Source organism: Microbacterium pygmaeum (assembly GCF_900100885.1).
GTDB classification, from domain to species: Bacteria; Actinomycetota; Actinomycetes; order Actinomycetales; family Microbacteriaceae; genus Microbacterium; species Microbacterium pygmaeum.
In genome coordinates this window covers 3,283,359-3,301,988 of sequence record NZ_LT629692.1, presented here as the reverse complement: position 1 = coordinate 3,301,988, position 18,630 = coordinate 3,283,359, and the positions used below count along the sequence as shown (strand labels likewise).

Annotated in this window: 18 protein-coding genes; 4 read left to right on the top strand and 14 right to left on the bottom strand. The window is 69.7% G+C overall.

Translation table 11 applies throughout. From position 1 onward, the window contains the following. Window positions 1-21 precede the first annotated feature (21 nt). The 3 genes from BLT19_RS15840 (at window position 22) to BLT19_RS15830 (ending at window position 3,004) form a co-directional block, all read left to right on the top strand. Window positions 22-423: a cytidine deaminase gene (locus BLT19_RS15840; protein ID WP_091492257.1), complete on the top strand. Its 402-nt coding sequence runs from the start codon at window positions 22-24 to the stop codon at window positions 421-423. Next, window positions 420-1,718 carry a thymidine phosphorylase gene (locus BLT19_RS15835; protein ID WP_091492254.1) on the top strand — a complete coding sequence of 433 codons (1,299 nt, stop codon included), beginning with the start codon at window positions 420-422 and terminating at the stop codon, window positions 1,716-1,718. Before BLT19_RS15840 ends, BLT19_RS15835 begins: the two co-directional genes overlap by 4 nt. Before the next feature lie 170 nt (window positions 1,719-1,888). Then, window positions 1,889-3,004, top strand: a complete 1,116-nt coding sequence (locus BLT19_RS15830; RefSeq protein WP_091494212.1) for an adenosine deaminase — start codon at window positions 1,889-1,891, stop codon at window positions 3,002-3,004. A gap of 155 nt (window positions 3,005-3,159) precedes the next feature. On the opposite strand, the gene BLT19_RS18040 is transcribed toward BLT19_RS15830, so the two are convergent. The 10 genes from BLT19_RS18040 to BLT19_RS15780 all read right to left on the bottom strand — a co-directional run bounded on the left by BLT19_RS18040 (window position 3,160) and on the right by BLT19_RS15780 (window position 11,914). Next, window positions 3,160-3,366 (bottom strand): hypothetical protein, encoded by a 207-nt coding sequence (locus BLT19_RS18040; protein ID WP_091492252.1) that lies wholly within the window; start codon window positions 3,364-3,366, stop codon window positions 3,160-3,162. Continuing rightward, window positions 3,363-4,682, bottom strand: coding sequence for a flavin-containing monooxygenase (locus BLT19_RS15820; RefSeq protein WP_091492251.1), 1,320 nt, complete (start codon window positions 4,680-4,682; stop codon window positions 3,363-3,365). Before BLT19_RS15820 ends, BLT19_RS18040 begins: the two co-directional genes overlap by 4 nt. Before the next feature lie 90 nt (window positions 4,683-4,772). Further along, on the bottom strand, window positions 4,773-5,510 hold the full coding sequence (locus BLT19_RS15815) for a sulfite exporter TauE/SafE family protein (RefSeq protein WP_091492249.1): 738 nt from the start codon (window positions 5,508-5,510) through the stop codon (window positions 4,773-4,775). A 28-nt stretch (window positions 5,511-5,538) separates the two neighbouring features. Continuing rightward, the gene (locus BLT19_RS15810) at window positions 5,539-6,351 is read right to left on the bottom strand and encodes an alpha/beta hydrolase (RefSeq protein ID WP_231917689.1); all 813 of its coding nucleotides are present in this window, start codon (window positions 6,349-6,351) and stop codon (window positions 5,539-5,541) included. Between the two features lie 9 nt (window positions 6,352-6,360). Continuing rightward, window positions 6,361-7,512, bottom strand: coding sequence for a mannitol-1-phosphate 5-dehydrogenase (locus BLT19_RS15805; protein WP_091494205.1), 1,152 nt, complete (start codon window positions 7,510-7,512; stop codon window positions 6,361-6,363). Beyond that, on the bottom strand, window positions 7,512-7,949 hold the full coding sequence (locus BLT19_RS15800; RefSeq protein ID WP_091492246.1) for a PTS sugar transporter subunit IIA: 438 nt from the start codon (window positions 7,947-7,949) through the stop codon (window positions 7,512-7,514). The genes BLT19_RS15805 and BLT19_RS15800 overlap by 1 nt, the downstream gene beginning before the upstream one ends. Before the next feature lie 102 nt (window positions 7,950-8,051). Then, window positions 8,052-9,611, bottom strand: a complete 1,560-nt coding sequence (locus tag BLT19_RS15795; RefSeq protein WP_091492243.1) for a PTS mannitol transporter subunit IICB — start codon at window positions 9,609-9,611, stop codon at window positions 8,052-8,054. Beyond that, window positions 9,608-11,281 carry a phosphoenolpyruvate--protein phosphotransferase gene (gene ptsP / locus BLT19_RS15790; RefSeq protein WP_091492240.1) on the bottom strand — a complete coding sequence of 558 codons (1,674 nt, stop codon included), beginning with the start codon at window positions 11,279-11,281 and terminating at the stop codon, window positions 9,608-9,610. The genes BLT19_RS15795 and ptsP overlap by 4 nt, the downstream gene beginning before the upstream one ends. A gap of 23 nt (window positions 11,282-11,304) precedes the next feature. Continuing rightward, window positions 11,305-11,580 (bottom strand): HPr family phosphocarrier protein, encoded by a 276-nt coding sequence (locus BLT19_RS15785; RefSeq protein WP_091492237.1) that lies wholly within the window; start codon window positions 11,578-11,580, stop codon window positions 11,305-11,307. Window position 11,581: 1 nt separating this feature from the next. Then, window positions 11,582-11,914: a PTS sugar transporter subunit IIB gene (locus tag BLT19_RS15780; RefSeq protein ID WP_091492234.1), complete on the bottom strand. Its 333-nt coding sequence runs from the start codon at window positions 11,912-11,914 to the stop codon at window positions 11,582-11,584. A 149-nt stretch (window positions 11,915-12,063) separates the two neighbouring features. Between BLT19_RS15780 and BLT19_RS15775 the strand changes: the two genes are divergently transcribed. Beyond that, the gene (locus BLT19_RS15775) at window positions 12,064-13,992 is read left to right on the top strand and encodes a BglG family transcription antiterminator (RefSeq protein ID WP_091492232.1); all 1,929 of its coding nucleotides are present in this window, start codon (window positions 12,064-12,066) and stop codon (window positions 13,990-13,992) included. A gap of 267 nt (window positions 13,993-14,259) precedes the next feature. Here BLT19_RS15775 and BLT19_RS15770 read toward each other — a convergent pair whose 3' ends face one another. The 4 genes from BLT19_RS15770 to BLT19_RS15755 all read right to left on the bottom strand — a co-directional run bounded on the left by BLT19_RS15770 (window position 14,260) and on the right by BLT19_RS15755 (window position 18,604). Beyond that, entirely contained in the window at window positions 14,260-15,213 is a 954-nt protein-coding gene (locus BLT19_RS15770) for a type IV toxin-antitoxin system AbiEi family antitoxin domain-containing protein (RefSeq protein ID WP_091492229.1), read from the bottom strand. Window positions 15,214-15,486: 273 nt separating this feature from the next. Next, window positions 15,487-16,071, bottom strand: coding sequence for a GNAT family N-acetyltransferase (locus tag BLT19_RS15765; protein ID WP_091492226.1), 585 nt, complete (start codon window positions 16,069-16,071; stop codon window positions 15,487-15,489). Window positions 16,072-16,097: 26 nt separating this feature from the next. Beyond that, window positions 16,098-17,777 carry a phospho-sugar mutase gene (locus tag BLT19_RS15760; RefSeq protein WP_091492223.1) on the bottom strand — a complete coding sequence of 560 codons (1,680 nt, stop codon included), beginning with the start codon at window positions 17,775-17,777 and terminating at the stop codon, window positions 16,098-16,100. Then, window positions 17,774-18,604: a purine-nucleoside phosphorylase gene (locus BLT19_RS15755; RefSeq protein ID WP_091492220.1), complete on the bottom strand. Its 831-nt coding sequence runs from the start codon at window positions 18,602-18,604 to the stop codon at window positions 17,774-17,776. Before BLT19_RS15755 ends, BLT19_RS15760 begins: the two co-directional genes overlap by 4 nt. Window positions 18,605-18,630: the final 26 nt, after the last annotated feature.

Here is an 18,630-nt window from a genome sequence, read left to right as displayed (position 1 = left end):
ACACCTCCCGGAGGATCCACTGTGACCGACATCGACTGGGATGAGCTGCGCGCGGCCGCGACCGCGGCCAAGGAGCTCGCCTATGTTCCCTACTCCCGCTTCAAGGTGGGCGCGGCCGCGCTGGTCTCCGACGGGCGGATCGTGTCCGGCTGCAACATCGAGAACGCGTCGTACGGGGTGACCCTCTGCGCGGAGTGCTCGCTGGTGAGTGACCTGTTCATGTCCGGCGGCGGGAAGCTCGTCGCGTTCGTGTGCGTCGACGGTCAGGGCGCCACCCTGATGCCGTGCGGGCGCTGCCGTCAGCTCCTGTACGAACACGCGATTCCCGGGATGCTGCTGGAGACCGTGTCCGGCATCCGGACGATCGACGAGGTCCTCCCGGACGCGTTCGGGCCCCGCGATCTCGAAGAGGCCGCACGATGAGCACCGGGCAGCCCGAGGCGCACGACGCCGTCGATGTCATCCGCACCAAGCGCGACGGCGGCGAGGTGCCCGAAGAGGCGCTGCGCTGGATGATCGACGCGTATACGCGCGGCTACGTCGCCGACTCGCAGATGGCCGCCTTCGCGATGGCGGTGCTGCTGAACGGCATGACGCGCACCGAGATCCGGGTGATGACCGACGCGATGATCGCCTCGGGGGAGCGGATGAGCTTCTCGGGCCTCGGCAAGCCGACGGTGGACAAGCATTCCACCGGTGGGGTCGGTGACAAGATCACGCTGCCGCTGGCGCCGCTGGTCGCATCGTTCGGCGTGGCCGTCCCGCAGCTTTCCGGCCGCGGTCTCGGCCACACCGGCGGCACGCTCGACAAGCTGGAGTCGATTCCGGGGTGGACGGCGAGCCTGTCCAACGAGGAGCTGCACGAGCAGCTTCGCGACGTCGGCGCGGTCATCTGCGCCGCGGGCTCCGGGCTTGCTCCCGCCGACAAGAAGCTCTACGCGCTGCGCGATGTCACCGGAACGGTCGAGGCGATCCCGCTGATCGCCTCGAGCATCATGTCCAAGAAGATCGCCGAGGGCACCGACTCGCTGGTGCTGGACGTGAAGTTCGGCTCCGGGGCGTTCATGCAGGACATCGACAGGGCCCGCGAACTCGCACGCACGATGGTCGAGCTCGGCACCGATTCGGGGGTGGCCACGACGGCGCTCCTCACCGACATGAATACCCCGCTGGGCCTTGCGATCGGGAACGCCAACGAGGTCCGCGAGTCGGTCGAGGTGCTCGCCGGCGGCGGCCCGGCCGATGTCGTCGAGCTCACCGTCGCGCTGGCTCGCGAGATGCTCACCCTGGCCGGTCAGCCGGACGCCGACATCGAGGCGGCGCTGCGCGACGGCCGTGCGATGGACAGCTGGCGGGCGATGATCCGTGCGCAGGACGGGGATCCGGATGCCGCACTGCCGACGCCCCACGAGACGCACGTCGTGACGGCGGGCGAAGCCGGACACGTCACGCGCATGGACGCCCTGCCGTTCGGCATCGCCGCATGGCGGCTCGGGGCGGGCCGCGCGCGCGCCGAGGACTCGGTGGTGCATTCGGCCGGCATCGACCTGCACGTCAAGCCCGGAGACCGGGTTGCCGCCGGGCAGCCCCTGTTCACGCTGCTCGGTCACGACGAATCGCGATTCCAGCGCGCCCTGGCCGCGCTGGAGGGCGCGTGGGCGATCGGGCAGGATGCCCCGGAGGCGACGTCGCTCGTCCGGGAGCGGATCATCGACTGACCCGGTGCGGCGGATGCCCGTCGCGCGTCGCGCCGCGGCATCCGATTCCCTTCTTCCCGTCTTCTTCTGTCTGCTGATCCCGTCTTCTTCTGTCTGCTGATCTGCGCCAGACTGGAAGCCCACCCCGCCGCTTGAAACCCCGTCCTCGGACGAGTCCTAGGAGAATGACCATGCCCATCGATCAGCACGGTGACACCACGCTCGAAGGCGTCTCGATCCGCGGTCTTCCCAAGGTCTCGCTGCACGACCACCTCGACGGCGGCGTGCGCCCGCAGACCATCATCGAGCTCGGTGACGCGATCGGCCTGGAGGTTCCCGCGGCCGAGGCCGGTGAGCTGGCGGACTGGTTCGCCGAGCGCAGCGACTCCGGCTCGCTCGTCGAGTACCTGAAGACCTTCGATCTGACGACCGCGGTCATGCAGACCGCCGAAGGACTCACGCGCGTCGCGCGCGAATTCGTCGAGGACCTCGCCGCCGACGGCGTGATCTACGGCGAGGTGCGCTGGGCGCCCGAGCAGCACCTCGGTACCGGCCTGTCGCTGGAGGAGGTCGTCGAGGCCGTGCAGTCCGGCATCGAGGAGGGCGAGGAGGCCGCTGAGGAGAACGGGCGCGACATCCGCGTCGGCCAGCTGATCACCGCGATGCGCCATACCGACCGTTCGCTGGAGATCGCCGAACTCGCGGTCGCCTGGCGCGGTCGCGGTGCCGTCGGCTTCGACATCGCCGGCCCCGAGGACGGCTTCCCGCCCTCGCGGCACAAGGTCGCGTTCGACTACCTCGCCTCGGAGTTCTTCCCCGCCACCGTGCACGCCGGCGAGGCCGCGGGACTGGACTCGATCCGCTCCGCGCTGATCGATGGCCGCGCGCTGCGCCTGGGGCACGGGGTGCGCATCGCAGAGGACCTCGATGTCGTCTCGCGCGCCGGCGACGAGGTGCTGGTGGAGTTCGGCGAGCTGGCCCGATGGGTCCGCGACCGCGAGATCCCGCTCGAACTCTCGCCGTCCTCGAACCTGCAGACCGGCGCGATCGAGCGCTGGGGCACCGAGATGGCCGATCACCCGTTCGACCTGCTGTATCAGCTGGGCTTCTCAGTCACAGTGAACGTCGACAACCGGACGATGAGCCGCACCTCGCTGACGCGCGAACTGGCGCTGCTGGCCGAGGTGTTCGAGTACGACCTCGATGACCTCGAGACCTTCCAGCTGAACGCCGCCGCAGGGGCGTTCCTGCCGATCGAGGAGCGCGAGGAGCTCATCGAGCTGATCGCCGAGGGCTTCGAGCGGTAGGCGCTGCGCCGGCACGCTCGCGCAGCGCGCGAGAACAGGAGATCAGGGCGGGACAGGACGATCCGGTCGCCGGGGTCCTGTTCTCGCCGGATCTCCTGTGTCCGCGCGGATGCTGCGCCGCCGGGGGGCCTCCGGCGCCGCCGCGCGCCTGGCGCTCAGCGCCGTGCGACCCCCGGATGCGTGCGGAGATACTCCTCGAACGCCTCGCGACTGGTCCGGGTCGGGGTGTAGCCGAAGTCGCGCTTCAGCGCATCGTCCGGTGAGGTGTCCAGGGCGATCCCGAGCATGATGAGCCCGAGCACGACGTTGAGGATGATGAGCGTGTTCGGGTTGAAGTTCAGGACCACGTCGTCGATGTTCATGCGCGCACCGCCGTGGGCTCACCCGCGCGCAGGGCATCGGTGGCGGCGCGTACCTCGCGACGGTAGGCGTCCTTGTTGACGTAGTACGACATGCGCTCGAGTCCGAGATAGTGGTAGCCGCCCGTGAGGTCGGGCCAGGGCCTGTCCTGCACCCGGCGGCGGAACGCGGCAGCGGCCTGCGGGCGATGCTCGAGTGCGGCGAGGTACTGCGCGATGAGCTCGCCCTGTTCGTAGCGGCCCTGCCATCCGATTCCGGATGCCTCGATCATGCCCATCACGTAGAGCCCGTTGAACGACGGCGGGAAGACGTTGAGATACAGGCTCGGTGCGAAGCCGCGCCAGTTCAGCGCGCCGCGCTCCACGAAGGGATAGTCCAACGTGTACCCGGTGGCCAGCAGCACCAGGTCGTACTCCGCGCTGGACCCGTCGCGGAAGTGCACGGTGCGACCGTCGAACCGGTCGATGTCCGGCCGCATCGTGATGTCGCCCTGGCCGAGATGGTTCAGCACGAGCGTGTTCACGATCGGGTGGGATTCGTAGATCCTGTAGTCGGGTTTCGGGAAGCCGAACCGCACCGGGTCGCCCGTGAACGCCTGCAGCACCCGCGTGTCGATGAACTGCTTGATGCGTGGGGGCAGCGGCCTGCCCTGGTTGAGGGTGTCCGACGGGCGACCGAACAGATAGCGCGGCACGAAGTAGTAGCCGCGGCGCACGCTCAGATCGATGGATGCCGCGTGGTGCACGGCGTCGACGGCGATGTCGCAGCCGGAATTGCCGGCACCGATGATCAGCACGCGTCTGCCGGTGAGCTGCTCGGCCGACTTGTAGGCGCTGGTGTGCAGCAGTTCGCCGGTGAACTCGCCCCGGAACTGCGGGATGTTGGGCTCGGCGAGCGTGCCGTTGGCGAGGATCACTCCCGCGTAGGCGCGTTCCATCGGGCCGTCCGGACTGTCGGCCCGCAGCATCCATCCGCCGCCGTCGGTGGGTGTCAGCGCGGTGACCTTCGTCTCGAATCGGAAGTGCTCGGTGAGCCCGAAGTGATCGGCGAAGTCGCGGAAGTAGCGGATGAGCGTGCGGTGGCTCGGGTAGTCCGCGGTCGTGTCCATCGGGAACTCGGTGAACTCGGTCGTCGTGCGCGACGAGATCAGGTGCGCCGATTCGTACATCGTCGACCGGGGATTCTCGATGTCCCACAGCCCACCGACGCCGCGCGAGGCCTCGTAGCCGTCGAACACGATGCCGGCCTTCTGCAGGGCCCGTGCTGCCGAGAGTCCCGACGGACCCGCGCCGATCACGGCATATCGTTGCTCGCGCATCCTTCTCCCAGACGTCCCGTCGCGAGCACCGATGCTCGGACGACCCCTCGATGTTAGTCGCTGTTAACTGAGATGCCGAAACCCGCGTTCTCAGAAGAAGAGTGCCAGCACCCCACGGATCAGCACCACCGTTGCGCCGGCCCACGCGATGGCGAGCATGGCCAGTCGGGCGACGCGCGGCGGCACGAAGCGGGTCAGCAGCGTGCCGACGATGATGCCTCCTGCGGTCGCAGCGATGAGAAGCCAGATGTCGGATGCCGGTGAGACCGGCAATCCGCGCAGCGCGACCGACATCACACTGAACGTGGCGAAGATCACCTGGACGCTGGCGGCGAACCGCGTCTGGTCCCACTTCGACCCGACGGCGTAGGCGGCCAGAGGCGGTCCGGACAGGCCGCTGGCGACGTGCATGAATCCGGCGGACGCGCCGGCGACGATCGCCCCGGAGCGCCCGGTCAGCGCGGCGCTGAGCGCCGGGATCCATCCGGCGATCAGCGCGAAGTACGCCATCGCGGCGATGAGCAGCAGCAGTGCGGGCTCGGGAAGCACCCGCACCAGGAGCGCGCCGAACGGAGCGGCGAGCAGTCCAGGCCAGATCAGCCACCACGCCCGCCGCCACTGCACGCGACGCCACACCAGCGGGACGGCGGTCAGCGATGCGACCAGCGCCAGCAGCACCCCGATCGTGACGCCCTCGACCGGTCCGTACAGGAGCACGATCGGCCCGATCAGCACGAGGACGAATCCGAGGCCGGTGATGCGCTGGATTCCCGCGGCGACGAACGCGGTGACGCAGGCGAGCGCGACGACCGTCTCCGGCGCGATCATGCGCCGCTCCGAGCCGGGCTGCCCGCGGTCACTGCGACTGCGGGACGGTCTCGAGCAGGAAGGGTCCGAGGACGTCGGTGATCTGGGCGCGGATCTCGGTGTCCGGGATCGTCGCCTCGCCGTCGCCGGCTTGCGGGCCGTACGCGCCGAAGCCGGCGTGGTTGCCGCCCTCGATGACGACGAACTCAGCGTCGGCGGGGAGGAGGTGCTTCGCGTCGTCGATCTTCTGCGGAGTGGACAGGCCGTCCTGGCTGCCCGAGATGCTGAGCGCCGGCAGCTCGGTCCCCGACAGGTCGTTCGCGCAGTAGCTGCCGAACAGGACGAGGCCGTCGGCATCCTCGGCGAGCTGGCATGCCTTGACGCCCCCGAGGGAGTGCCCGCCGACCGACCAGGCGTCGATGCCGGGCACCAGATCGGTGAAGGCCGACAGCGGCCTCAGATCGAAGAACGCCAGGTTCAGCGTCGGCTTCGTGATGACGACCGTCACACCGTCGTCGACCACGCCGGCCAGCGTCGCCGCGTAGGCGAGCGGATCGACCTTCGCTCCCGGGATGAAGACCAGCCCCGTGTCGCCTGCGCCCGCGGTGGGTGCCATCACCCAGGCGCCGCCTGCGTCGGTCAGGCTGATCGACGGATCGGCCCGCACGGCCGCGAGGTCATCGGGATCGGCCGCCATCACGCCGATATTCGCGTACAGCAGGAATCCGACGACCGCGAGGAGGATCAGCGCGCCGAGCGAGCCGAACACCCAGGCGAGGATGCGGCGGAGTCTGCGCCGCTTCGGAGGTGCGACGGGTGCGGCATCCGCTCGCTCGCCGTCTGATGCTGCGCGGTCACTCACCCCGCAAGGCTATGCGAGCTCGGCCTGCCTCGCGCGCACGATCGCCTCGACCCGCGGGAAGAGCGGATGCTCCGGCTCCAGCCCGGTCACCGAGGCGGTGAAGGATGCCGCGTCCTGCTCGCGCAGCAGCCGCTGCAGGTCGACCGACTGCGCGTCCTCCTGGTCGTCGAACTCCAGCGCTGCGCCCATGGCACCGACCAGTCCGTCCACGGCGAGCCCCTGTTCGGCGGCTTCGGCGGCAGGGCCGACGAAGCGCTCGTGCCGCGAGAGCTTGCGCAGAGGCTGACGGCCGACGCGCCAGACGGTGTCGGGCAGCGCAGGGTTGCGGAATCGGCGGAGGATCGTCTCGCGGTATTGCGTCAGCTCGTCGGCATCCAGCCCGTGCTTGGCCACGAGCAGGGCGGAGGTCTCCTCGAGTGCAGCGGCGACATGGGCTGCGATGTCGTCGTCGGCCAGTGCATCGGAGATCCTCTCGACGCCCGCGCGGGCGCCGAGATATGCGGTCGCGGCGTGGCCGGTGTTGACCGTGAAGAGCTTCCGCTCGATGTACGGCGCGAGGTCGTCGACGAAGTGCGCACCGGGGATCGAGGGCGGGTCGTCCCCGAACGGGGGGCGCTCGATGGCCCACTCGTAGAACGGCTCGACGGTCACGTCGACACCCGCGCCCTCGGGCTGGCCGGGCACGATCCGGTCGACGGCGGTGTTCGCGAACACCGCACGAGCGGCCAGGGCGTCCCACGCGTCGCCGGCGAGCTGCTGGACCTCGTCGCGCAGCAGGTCGGTGGCGTTGATCGCGTTCTCGCACGCCATGATCTGCAGCGGGGGGGAGGCGGGGTCGCGCAGGGCGAGGCCCGCGACGATGTGCGGTGCGACGAACTTGAGGATCGTGGGGCCGACCGCGGTCGTGACGACGTTGGCGCCGGCGATCTCCTCGATGACCTCGTCGGGGTGCGTGGCGCTGTTGATCGCGCGGAAGCCGGTCACGACGGTATCCCCGCCGCCCTCGCCGACCGCGTGCACGGTGTATTCGTGCACGGCGTTGATCGCGTCGACGAGCGGGGCCGCGACGTCGGAGAAGACCAGCTCGTAGCCCCCCTCGTGCAGGAGCAGGCCCACGAACCCACGTCCGATGTTGCCGGCGCCGAAGTGGACGGCCTTCATCACACGCCCGCGGCCGAGACGAGCGCGTACAGCTCTTCCGGGGTCTGCGCCTTCTTCAGCTTCGCGACGTCGTCCTCGTCGGAGAAGAGGATCGCGATCTGCGAGAGGATCTCGAGGTGCTCATCGCCCTTGCCGGCGATGCCGACGACGAAGGTCACCGGCTCGCCGCCCCAGTCCACGCCGCCGTCGTAGCGGACGACCGAGAGGGCGGAGTCCAGGATCGTGTGCTTGGTCTCATTGGTGCCGTGCGGAATCGCCAGCTCGTTGCCCATGTACGTCGAGACGGTCTCCTCGCGCTGCTGCATCGCGTCGAAGTAGGCGCTGGTGACCGCGCCGGCCGATTCGAGGATGTCGGCGGCCTCTTTCATGGCCTCCTCGCGGGTCGCGCTGCCGGAGTGGATGCGGACCTGGCCGACGCTCAGTACGTCACGGGACATGGTGTGCTCTTTCTCTTGGGGACTGCAGGGTTCACGCCGCGGACGCGGAGAGCCGTGGGGCCGGGGGCATCGCGCCACCCGTCCCCACGGCGATCTCAGCGCCTAGACACCATCCTGATGCTGGTCGCGCACCAGGTCCACGACTTCCTCGTACTTCGGCGAGTTCATGAAGTTGTCTACCGACACGTGCACCGCGTTGGGCGCCTGCTGGCGCGCCCGGGCGGTCAGCTGGTTCTGCGTGATGATCAGGTCGGCCGAGCCGTCGAGGTTCGCGATCGCCTTGTTGACGACCGTCACATCCTCGATGCCCGCCTTCTTGATCTTGTTGCGCAGGACGCTCGCGCCCATCGCGGAGGAGCCCATGCCGGCGTCGCAGGCGAACACGATGTTCTTGATCTCACGCTCGGTCATCACGGCCGGCTCGATGCCGCCGCCGGCCGAGGTCGCCGCCCCGCCGCGCAGGTTGCTCAGCGCATCGGAGGACTTGCCCTTGGCGGCCTCGGTCTGGGTGATGGCCGCACCGAACGCGTCATCGGTGGCCGCCATCGTCTCCAGGTCTCGCTTGCGCGAGGCCCGCAGGATGATCGCCGCGATGACGAACGTCACGCCCGCCGAGAGGATCACCGAGAGAATCACCGCGAAGTACGACCCGCTGGCCGTCTGGGCGAGCACCGCGATGATGCTGCCCGGGGCAGCGGGTGCTCGCAGCGCTCCGCCCAGGAGCATGTTCGTCGTGACGCCCGTCATGCCGCCGCCGATCAGGGCGAGGATGACCATCGGCTTCATCAGCGCGTACGGGAAGTACACCTCGTGGATGCCGCCGACGAACTGGATCAGGGCCGCGCCGGGAGCCGAGGCGCGTGCGGCGCCCAGGCCGAAGAACGCGAAGGCCAGCAGCAGACCCAGGCCGGGTCCGGGGTTGGCCTCCAGCAGGAAGAGGATCGAGGATCCGTCCTCGGTCGCCTGCTGGATGCCCAGGGGCGTCAGCACACCGTGGTTGATGGCGTTGTTCAGGAACAGGACCTTCGCCGGTTCGATGATGATGCTCGTCAGGGGCAGCAGGTTCGCCGAGACGAGCCAGTCCACCGCGTTGCTGAGGATCTGCATGAGACCGTTGACCAGCCATGCGATCGGGTAGAACCCGACGACGGCCATCACGAAGCCCCAGATGCCGGCCGAGAACATGTTCACGAGCATCTCGAAGCCGGCCTTGATCTTGCCGTCCCACAGCGAGTCGAGCCACTTCATCGTGTAGGCCGCCAGCGGGGCCATGATCATCGCGCCGATGAACATGTGCACCTGCCCGAGCTGCGAAGCGCCCTCTGGCAGGGCGGCGTTGAAGTCGGCGATCAGCTTGTCGGAGCCGGCGATCGCGCCCATCACCGCGATCGAGGCGACGACGCCGCCGCGGACACCGTAGACGATCGTGCCGCCCGTGTAGGCGATGATGATCGGCAGCAGGTAGTGGATGAACGGCCCGACGATCGTCGCCAGGTCGGCGTTGGGGGTCCAGCCGACCTCGATGAAGAACGCGGTGAAGATTCCCCACGCGATGAGCGCGGGGATGTTCGGCATGATCATGCCGGACAGATACGTGCCGAAGCGCTGGACTCCGACTCGGACGGAACTGGTGCCCTTGGGGGGCGCTGACGCCGTTGTCATGGCTGTGTCTCCTTCATTTCGGGTGCGGCGGCTCGCGCCGCGTCTCGGGCGGATGCCGCGTCATTGGCGGCGAGGGCGGCGGCGGCGATGGCTCGCGCGTCGTCGATGGTGTACTGCAGGAGCGATGCTCGGACATCGGCGAGGGCCGTCGGAGCCATCGACAGGCTGGTGGCGCCGAGGCCCACCAGGACCACGGCCAGCAGCGGGTCGGCCGCCGCCTCGCCGCAGATGCCGACCGGTTTGCCGAGCGTGCGCCCGGCGTCACCGACTTCGCGGATCAGGCGCAGCACGGCCGGATGCCACGGGTCCTGGAACGCCGCGACCGAGCCGAGGAGCCGGTCGGCGGCCAGGGTGTACTGCGTCAGGTCGTTCGTGCCGATCGAGGCGAAGTCCGCGTCGATGAGGATCCGGTCCGCCAGGAGCGCCGAAGAGGGCACCTCGACCATGACGCCCGCGGTCTTGATGCCGTAATCGCGGGCGAGTGCGGTGAAGTACGCGGTCTCCTCGACCGTCGCCACCATGGGCGCCATCACCCACAGGTCGGCGTCGGTCGCGGCATCCGCTTCGGCGAGTGCCGTCAGCTGCTCGCGCAGGATGTCCTCGCTCGCGCGGAGGGCGCGGATGCCGCGCAGCCCGAGCGCCGGATTCTCCTCGTGCGCGTCGTTGAGGAAGGCCAGGGGCTTGTCGGCACCGGCATCGAGCACGCGGACGACGACCTTCTTGCCCGGGAAGGCTGCCAGCAGCTGCGTGTACGACTCGCGCTGCTGCTCGACGGTCGGGGCCTGGCTGGAGCTCAGGAACAGGAACTCGGTGCGGAACAGTCCGACCCCCTCGGCCCCCAGCGTGACGGCCTCGGCCGCTCCCTCGGGCTTGCCGAGATTGGCCAGCAGCGGCACCGGGGTGCCGTCCGCGAGCGCCCCGTCGGTGATGGGCGCCGAGGCCGCCGACGCGCGGGCATCGGCGCGGTGCTGGGCCTGCTCGAGCTCGTCGGCGGTCGGCTGGGTCGTCACGACGCCCTTGGCGGCATCGACGATCACGGTCTCACCGTCTGTGAGGGAGCCGGCATCGACCGCGCCGACCACGGCGACGATCGACTTCTCGCGCGCCAGGATCGCCGTGTGCGAGGTCGGGCCGCCCTCGGTCGTGATCAGCGCGAGGACCTTGTCGAGGTCCAGGAGCGCCGTGTCGGCGGGAGCGAGATCCTTCGCGACCAGGACGAACGGATGCCCGGGATCGGGCACGCCCGGCGCGGGGACACCCCGCAGGTTGGCGATGACCCGCTGGGCGACGTCGTCGAGGTCTGCGGCGCGCTCGCCGAGATAGCCGCCCATGGCCGTCAGCGTGTCGCGGAACGACGCGAACGCATCGAAGACGGCCCACTCGCCGGTCTTGCCGTCGGCCAGCCGTGTCTGGATCTCATCGGCCAGGCTCGGATCCTCGGCCATCATGGCCTGCGCCTCGAGCACGTCGCGGGCAGCGCCGCCGGCCTGTGCGCCGCGCTCCTCGAGTTCGCGCGCGACGGCGGCGACGGAGGCGGTGACCCTGGCATGCTCCTCGTCGGCGCTGCGCTCGCTCGGGGAGTCCGCTGGGGCGGGCAGGGGCTCTGCCATGCGCGCGATCGGGCCCTGGGCGATGCCGAGTCCGATCCCTACTCCGCGAAGTTCGGTCATGAGATGTGCTCCGTGGTCATGGTCTACTCCGCGTCGTGGTCGGTGGTGAGCAGTTCGCTCAGCGTGTCGATGGTCGCCTCGGCGTTCTCGCCGTCGGCGATCAGCGTGACGTAGTCGCCCTGCTCGATGCCCAGCGCGATCACGCCCAGGATGCTCGCGGCGTTGACGGGCTTGCCGGACCCCTTGGTGATCGTGATTGCCAGACCGGAGTCCTTCGCCGCCTGCGCGAACATCTTCGCCGGCCGCGCGTGCAGGCCGTGGGCGGACCCGATCCGCACTGTTCGGGTGATGCTGGGCATCTCAGTTCCTCTCCAGAGTTCGTTCCTCGGCCGGTCCGACCGCCTCGCGGACCAGGGCCAGCGTCCGGCTGCCGTCCAGATCCGTGAAGATGTCGGCGGGCAGCAGCACCACGGTCGTGCCGCGGGCTGCGGCGTCCCGCTGAATGCGGTCCATCGCATGGGCGAGGTGTGGTCCCACCAGCACGACGTCCGCGGCATCGAGGTCGATCGGGAGCGACAGCTCGGTACCGGCGAAGGCGGAATACGGCAGACCCGCATCGTGCGCCGCATGGCGCACACGCTGAGCGACGAAGGTGCTGGACGCACCGGCACCGCACACTACGAGGATCTGCATCGACCCGCCTCCATGAGCCCATTCTTGTGAGAATGCTGGGAGCCGACAACCAGTGATCTTTCCGCGGGGGCGGAAAGGGGTTCGGGCACCGGCATCGGGTTCTTCGCGCGTGGTTGACTGAAGCACACACGTTCGCGAAGGAGCCCCCAGTGACCAGAGCGAGGCAGGATCGCCTCCTCGCGCTCCTGACGCGCGACGGGGAGTGGGTGACCGCAGGCGCACTGGCCGACAGCCTGGGTGTCACGCCGCGCAGCATCCGCTCGTATGTCACCGCCCTCAACGGGCGTGTGCCGACCGGGTCGGCCGTCGATTCGGGCCCGCAGGGATACCGGGCGGGTACCGAGGCCTCGGCAGCGCTGAAGGCGAACGGGGGAGCGGATGCGGCGACCCCCCGGGACCGGCTGCACACGCTCGTGCGCTCGCTGCTGGCCGCGGACGACGGAATCGACGTGTTCGAGACCGCCGACACGCTGCACGTGAGTCCGGCGACCCTGGATGCCGACCTCGCCCGGGTGCGCAGTCTCCTGGGCGGCACGGAGCTCACCCTGGAGCGCTCGGCGGCGCGGGCCCGGCTGCGCGGAACCGAGATGGCCCAGCGACGCCTGCTGAGCAAGCTCGCTCATGACGAGATGGATGCCGGTTCGTTCGACCTCGTCGCCCTCCGGCGCACGCTCGGCGAGGGGTCGGTCGGCGCCGCGGCGTTCGGGCCCTTCAAGACCGACCTGGTCGCCGAACTCGGCGCCCTGGGTTACTTCGTCAACGAGTACGGCATCGCCGACGTCGTGATGCACATCGCCATCGCCGCCGACCGCGTCGCGCACGATCGCGGGCTGGACGGGGCGGGCGGCGAGGTACGGCCGGCGCAGGTCGAGGTCGCCGCGATCCTCGAGCGCCTCGCCGAGAAGCACCTCGGCGTTCGCCTGGGCACCGGCGACCTGCAGCACCTGTCGACGCTGGTCCTCACACGCGTGGTGGCCCCGGGCACCGCCGCGCCGGGCGAGCACGCTCGGTCACGGCTGGACCCGGCGGTCGAGGGCGCCGTGCGACAGGTCGTCGAGACCGCCGCGGCGGAGTTCCTCGTCGACATCGCGCACGAGGACTTCGTGCTGCGCCTGGCGCTGCACGTGCAGAACCTGCTGCACCGCTCGAAGGAGCAGGCGTGGTCGCGCAACCCGCTGACCAAGTCGCTGAAGTCGAGCTACCCGATGATCTTCGAGGTCGCGGTCTTCATCGCGAGCGGCCTGCAGCAGCGTCTGGGCATCCCGCTGCTGGACGATGAGATCGCCTACATCGCCATGCACGTCGGCGGGCGTCTGGAGCGCAGCAGGCGGTCGGATCAGCTGCTGACCGCGACGATCGTGTGCCCCGGCTATTACGAGCTGCACGAGCTGCTGCGCTCATCGGTGGACCGCTCGCTCGGCCAGGCCATCGAGGTCGTCGGAGTGGAGACGCGGGTGGACCCGGACTGGGCATCGATCGACACCGATCTCGTGCTCACCACGATCGACCCGGCGATCGCGGGGGATCGGATCGTGCGCATCCAGCCATTCCTCACCGACGCCGACGTCGATCGCGTGCAGACCGCGGCGGCGCGGATCCGGCGGGCGAGGCGGCTCGCACGCCTGCGCACCGAGATCGAGGGGTACTTCATGCCCGCCGCGTTCGTGCGGGGCTTGGACGGCGAGGCCGGAGAAGCGGCGGTGATCCGCACCCTCGGCGGACCCCTCGTCGCGGACGGCGTCATCGAGGAGGACTATCTGGAGCGTGCGATCCAGCGCGAGCAGCTTTCCTCGACAGCGTTCACCGACGCCCTGGCGGTGCCGCACGCGATGGGCATGACCGCGACGCGGACGGCGATCGCGATCGGGATCGCGGACCCCTCGATCCCGTGGGGCGAGGGCCGGGTGCAGGTCGTCGCACTCGTGGCGTTCTCCGAGACCGACCGCGAGGCGTTCCAGACGGTGTTCGAGCAGTTCGTCGAGGTGTTCTCCGAGCGCGAGAGCGTGCAGCGGATCGTGCGCCGCGGCACTGATTTCCCGTCGTTCCTGGACGAGCTCGTCGCGGTGATCGACGGCTGAGCCGCGGCATCCGCTCTTCGTCGTCAGTTTGGGCTCGGTTCGACCGTCTTCCCGCGTCTGGGGCGCTTTTCGACCGTCTTCCCGCGTCTGGGGCGCTTTTCGACCGTTAAGTCGACGTTCGGGGCGTGCGTTTTCGTTTGGGGCGCATATCGTGCGCCCCGACAACACAATGGCGCCCCGAACCAGCCATTACTGGACGGATGCCGCACACCGACGTGGTCAGTGGAGCGCGAATCGCGGTCGGGCGATACCGACGGCCCGCAGATGTCACTCGGATGGTCGGATGCCGAAAGCGGCGAGCCGCTCGGCAAGAGCAGCGGGCGTGCGCACGTGCGGCCACCCCCACCGGACGTACCGCCACTGCGTCGTTCCGCGTATCCAGTCCTCGCGCTGCTTCTCGCGGTCGAAGAGCTCCGCGCTGGTCCGGCCGTCCACGAGCCGGCCGTCGACGTACTTGATCTGGCCGTCGAACTCGCCGAAGGCGCGCTCCGCGACGAGGCCGAAATCCACGTAGTAGTCGCTGTTTCGCGGACCGGCGACGTGCACCTGGAGGTCGACATCGCGGAAGCGCAACTCGTACAACCGGACACGGCTCACGCTCTCTCCGGGCAACTGAGCGCGGCCATCTGCGAACTCGAGAGCGCGCATGGCGCGCGTCTTGCCGTGCGCCGAGCGCGCGGCGATCGCGCGAGCAGATTCGATGAACTCCGCGGCGCGGTCAGCGAGGTACGTGCCGTTCCGCGGCACGGCTACGCGGCGCAGCGCTGCATCCGCGACCGTCACAGACTGTTCGAATGCTGCGGTGCGGGAGATGTCTGCAACGGTGCGTTCAAGACTCGTGCACAGCATGCCGTCGACCTCGACGACGTCCTCGAGATCGAGAACGCCGCGGTGACGGACGACACCGACGGCAGCGCCGGGCCGCTCGGGTGCGACGATCACATGGACGCGATCCTGTGCTGCTCGAAGCAGCGGCAGACCGTGTCGGGCGGCGGCGGTCTCGTGCGAGAAGATCGGCCGGGTCGTCGATGCCTGCATGAGCGCGTTCGCCTGCGCCAGGATCCGCGCCTCAGCTTTGGCGGCTGCCCACGATTCACCGCGAGCGTAGTACCCGGGACGGACTCGAACCAATGTGCCGCTGGCCAGTGCTGTCCTCACGCGGCGCCCCGAATAGCCCGCGGCGAGAAGATCGTCGAGTCGATGAATCGGGATCGCATCCATGTCGCCACGATCGCGTCGTTGCGCGTTCGTTCGGGGCGCATCCGGCCGGTTCGGGGATACTCGATCATGCGCTGCCGGATGTGGAGGGATCGACGGTCCGCGGCGGGCGGGTCTGCCTCCGCCCGTCACGGCGAGTGTTCGACATTCCGTTCCGGGGCGAGTTTCATCCGTCGGGGCGCTTTTTCTGCGCCCCGGAGAGACGAACACGCCCCAACCCCGCGCCGGCTCTGCGAAAACGATGGAGCCTCGGCGAGGAGCGCAGAGGGATCGGGGTCACCCGCGCCGCAGGCGCTCCTCGAGCCCCAGCCGCACGGCGGGCCACTCCGAGTGGATGATCGAGAAGACGACGGTGTCGCGGAGCGTCCCGTCCGGCCCGACCCGGTGATTGCGCAGCACGCCGTCCTGCTTGGCGCCCAGTCGCGCGATCGCCGCGCGCGACTGCCGGTTGTGCCAGTGCGTCCGGAACTCGACCGCGATGGCGTCGCACCGCTCGAACGCGTGGCCGAGGAGGAGGAGCTTGGATGCCGTGTTCACAGCGCTGCGCTGCGCCTCGACCCCGATCCAGGTGTACCCGATCTCGACGTGCCGATTCGGCTGATCGATGTTGCAGAACGTCGTCAGCCCCACGACGCGACCCGTATCCAGCCGGCGCACCGACCAAGGGTTCATCACGCCCTGATCGCGCCAGGCGAGCCGTTGCGCGATGTCGGCGGGCACCCCCTCGGCCATCGGCACCGACGTGTACCAGGCGTGCTCGAGCCCGATGGTCGCGGCTGCGAGATCATCGGCGTGATCGGCCGACAGCGGCTCCAGCCGGACGAACGCGTTCTCGAGGGTGACCGGGTCGCGCAGCAGCATGCCCCGAGCCTAATCAGTGCGCGTCCTCAGCCGATCTCCTCCAGCAGCCGGCGTGCGCCCTCGCCGATGTTCTCCACGCGCCGCTTCGCGTCGTCCGCGCTGTCGCCGCGCACGTCGAGGTAGATCTTCAGCTTCGGCTCCGTTCCGCTGGGCCGCACGATCATGCGCGATCCATCCGACAGCCAGAGGCGCAGCACGTCGCCGGGCGGCAGGTCGTCGACGCCCTGGAGGAGGTCGTCGATCCGCTCGACGGCGATGCCGCCGATGGATGCCGGTGGGCGCTGGCGCATCGCGGCCATGATGTGCGCGATCTTGGAGACGTCGCTGACGCGCACCGAGATCTGGTCGCTCGCGAAGAATCCGAAGGTCGCGTCGAACTCCGCCGAGAGTCGGGCGAGGCTCATGCCGCGTCCGCGCGCCTCGGCCACCATGCCGAGCATCGCGATCGCGGCCGAGATGCCGTCCTTGTCCCGCACGATGTCGGGGTTCACGAGGTAGCCGAGCGCCTCCTCGAACCCGAAGACGATGCCCGGCGCGCGCGAGATCCACTTGAAGCCCGTCAGCGTGTTGTGGAAGTCGAGCCCGTAGTGATCGGCCACCGATTTCAGCCCGGGCGACGAGACGAGGGAACAGGCGAGCGAGGCTCCCGGCTCGAAGCCGGCGTCGCTGACCGCCTGGGCGGCGCGCCAGCCCAGCAGCAACCCGATCTGATTGCCGGTCAGCCGGCGCCACCCGCCGTGGGCATGCGGGTCCGGGACTGCGACGGCGAGGCGGTCGGCATCGGGATCGTTCGCGATCACCAGGTCGGCGTTCGCGTTGCGGGCGGTCTCGAAGGCGAGATCCATCGCCCCCGGTTCCTCGGGGTTCGGGAACGCGACCGTCGGGAACGACCCGTCCGGATGGATCTGCTGCTCGACGGCGATGGGACGCGGGTAGCCCGCGGCATCCAGGATCCGGGCGAAGGTCTCCCAGCCCACCCCGTGCATGGCCGTGTACACCCAGCGCAGCCCCGCCGAGCCCTCCGGCGCCGGGGCGATCGCGGCCGTCGCCTCGACATAGGCGTCCACGACGGATTCCGGCGCGATCTCGTAACCGAGCGAGCGCGGCAGCGCTCCGACGGATCCGCCGTCGGCGACCCGCTGGATGTGCGCCGCGATCTCGGTATCGGCGGGCGAGACGATCTGCGCGCCCTGATCTGCGCCCCCGAGATACACCTTGTATCCGTTGTCGTTGGGCGGGTTGTGGCTGGCGGTGACCATGACGCCGGCGGATGCCGCGAGGTGGCGCACCGCGAAGGCCAGCACCGGTGTCGGCAGCAGGCGGGGGAGCAGGATCGCCCGCAGGCCAGCGCCGGCGAAGATCTCGGCCGAGTCGCGCGCGAAGACATCCGAGTTGCGCCGCCCGTCGTAGCCGATCACCACGCTGGGGGTGCCGGCGTCGGCCGACCGCTCGAGCAGGAACGCCGCGAGCCCGGCGGCTGCCTGGGCCACCAGCACCCGGTTCATCCGGTTGCTGCCCGCGCCCAGCTCACCGCGCAGGCCGGCGGTGCCGAACGCGAGACGCGAACCGAATCGGTCGTCGAGCTGAGCGAGGGCGCCGGGGTCTGCGGCATCCGCCCCCTCGATCAGATCGCGCAGCTCCGCGCGGGTCTGCCCGTCGGGATCCTGCGCGAGCCACGCTCGCGCCGCCTCGAGAGGCCCGCTCACATCGCCCCGATCACGCGTGCCAGCAGGGACGAGATCACGGGCTCGGCCTCGCGACCCGCCTCGATGACCTCCTGGTGGCTGAGCGGGGTGGTCTGGATGCCTGCGGCCATGTTCGTGATGAGGGACATGCCCAGCACCTCCATGCCCGCCTGGCGGGCGGCGATCGCCTCGAGGGCGGTCGACATGCCGACGATGTGGCCGCCGATGATCTTCGCCATCTGCACCTCGGCGGGCGTCTCGTACTGCGGGCCGCGGAACTGGCAGTAGACGCCCTCATCCAGCGACGGGTCGATCGAGCGCGCAAGATCGCGCAGGCGCATCGAGTACAGATCGGTCAGGTCGATGAAGGTCGCGCCCTCGAGCGGCGACGCGCCGGTGAGGTTGATGTGGTCGCTGATCAGCACCGGCGTGCCGGGCTTCCACGTGTGCCGGATGCCGCCGGCCCCGTTGGTCAGCACCATGGTGCGCGCACCCGTCGCCGCGGCGGTGCGGACGCTGTGCACGACGCGGCGCGGTCCGTGGCCTTCGTAGAAGTGCGTGCGCGCGCCGATCACCAGCACGCGCTTGCCGCGCGGTGTCAGCACGCTGCGAAGCGTGCCGACGTGGCCCTCCAGGGCCGGCGCGCTGAACCCGGTGACCTCCGTCGCAGGGAATGACGCGGTCGTCTCGCCCACGAGCTCCGCGGACTTGCCCCAGCCGCTGCCCAGCGTCAGCGCGATGTCGTGCCGGGGCACGCCGGTCAGCCGCGCGATGTCGTCCGCGGCCTGCGCGGCGATCTCGAACGGGTCTGCAGCGGGGTCGTCCAGGGGGTTGATGGCGTGTGACATGCCCCCACTCTAGGAACCCGGCGGTG

What these genes read in the sequence shown, in the direction of transcription:
- BLT19_RS18040 (WP_091492252.1), bottom strand. Translation starts at nt 3,366, where the DNA reads ATGAACATCGACGACGTGGTCCTGAACTTCAACCCGAACACGCTCATC.
- BLT19_RS15795 (WP_091492243.1), bottom strand. Translation starts at nt 9,611, where the DNA reads ATGACAACGGCGTCAGCGCCCCCCAAGGGCACCAGTTCCGTCCGAGTC.
- BLT19_RS15770 (WP_091492229.1), bottom strand. Translation starts at nt 15,213, where the DNA reads ATGGATGCGATCCCGATTCATCGACTCGACGATCTTCTCGCCGCGGGC.
- BLT19_RS15765 (WP_091492226.1), bottom strand. Translation starts at nt 16,071, where the DNA reads ATGCTGCTGCGCGACCCGGTCACCCTCGAGAACGCGTTCGTCCGGCTG.
- BLT19_RS15780 (WP_091492234.1), bottom strand. Translation starts at nt 11,914, where the DNA reads ATGCAGATCCTCGTAGTGTGCGGTGCCGGTGCGTCCAGCACCTTCGTC.
- BLT19_RS15830 (WP_091494212.1), top strand. Translation starts at nt 1,889, where the DNA reads ATGCCCATCGATCAGCACGGTGACACCACGCTCGAAGGCGTCTCGATC.
- BLT19_RS15800 (WP_091492246.1), bottom strand. Translation starts at nt 7,949, where the DNA reads ATGTCCCGTGACGTACTGAGCGTCGGCCAGGTCCGCATCCACTCCGGC.
- BLT19_RS15755 (WP_091492220.1), bottom strand. Translation starts at nt 18,604, where the DNA reads ATGTCACACGCCATCAACCCCCTGGACGACCCCGCTGCAGACCCGTTC.
- BLT19_RS15805 (WP_091494205.1), bottom strand. Translation starts at nt 7,512, where the DNA reads ATGAAGGCCGTCCACTTCGGCGCCGGCAACATCGGACGTGGGTTCGTG.
- BLT19_RS15820 (WP_091492251.1), bottom strand. Translation starts at nt 4,682, where the DNA reads ATGCGCGAGCAACGATATGCCGTGATCGGCGCGGGTCCGTCGGGACTC.
- BLT19_RS15835 (WP_091492254.1), top strand. Translation starts at nt 420, where the DNA reads ATGAGCACCGGGCAGCCCGAGGCGCACGACGCCGTCGATGTCATCCGC.
- BLT19_RS15815 (WP_091492249.1), bottom strand. Translation starts at nt 5,510, where the DNA reads ATGATCGCGCCGGAGACGGTCGTCGCGCTCGCCTGCGTCACCGCGTTC.
- ptsP (WP_091492240.1), bottom strand. Translation starts at nt 11,281, where the DNA reads ATGACCGAACTTCGCGGAGTAGGGATCGGACTCGGCATCGCCCAGGGC.
- BLT19_RS15785 (WP_091492237.1), bottom strand. Translation starts at nt 11,580, where the DNA reads ATGCCCAGCATCACCCGAACAGTGCGGATCGGGTCCGCCCACGGCCTG.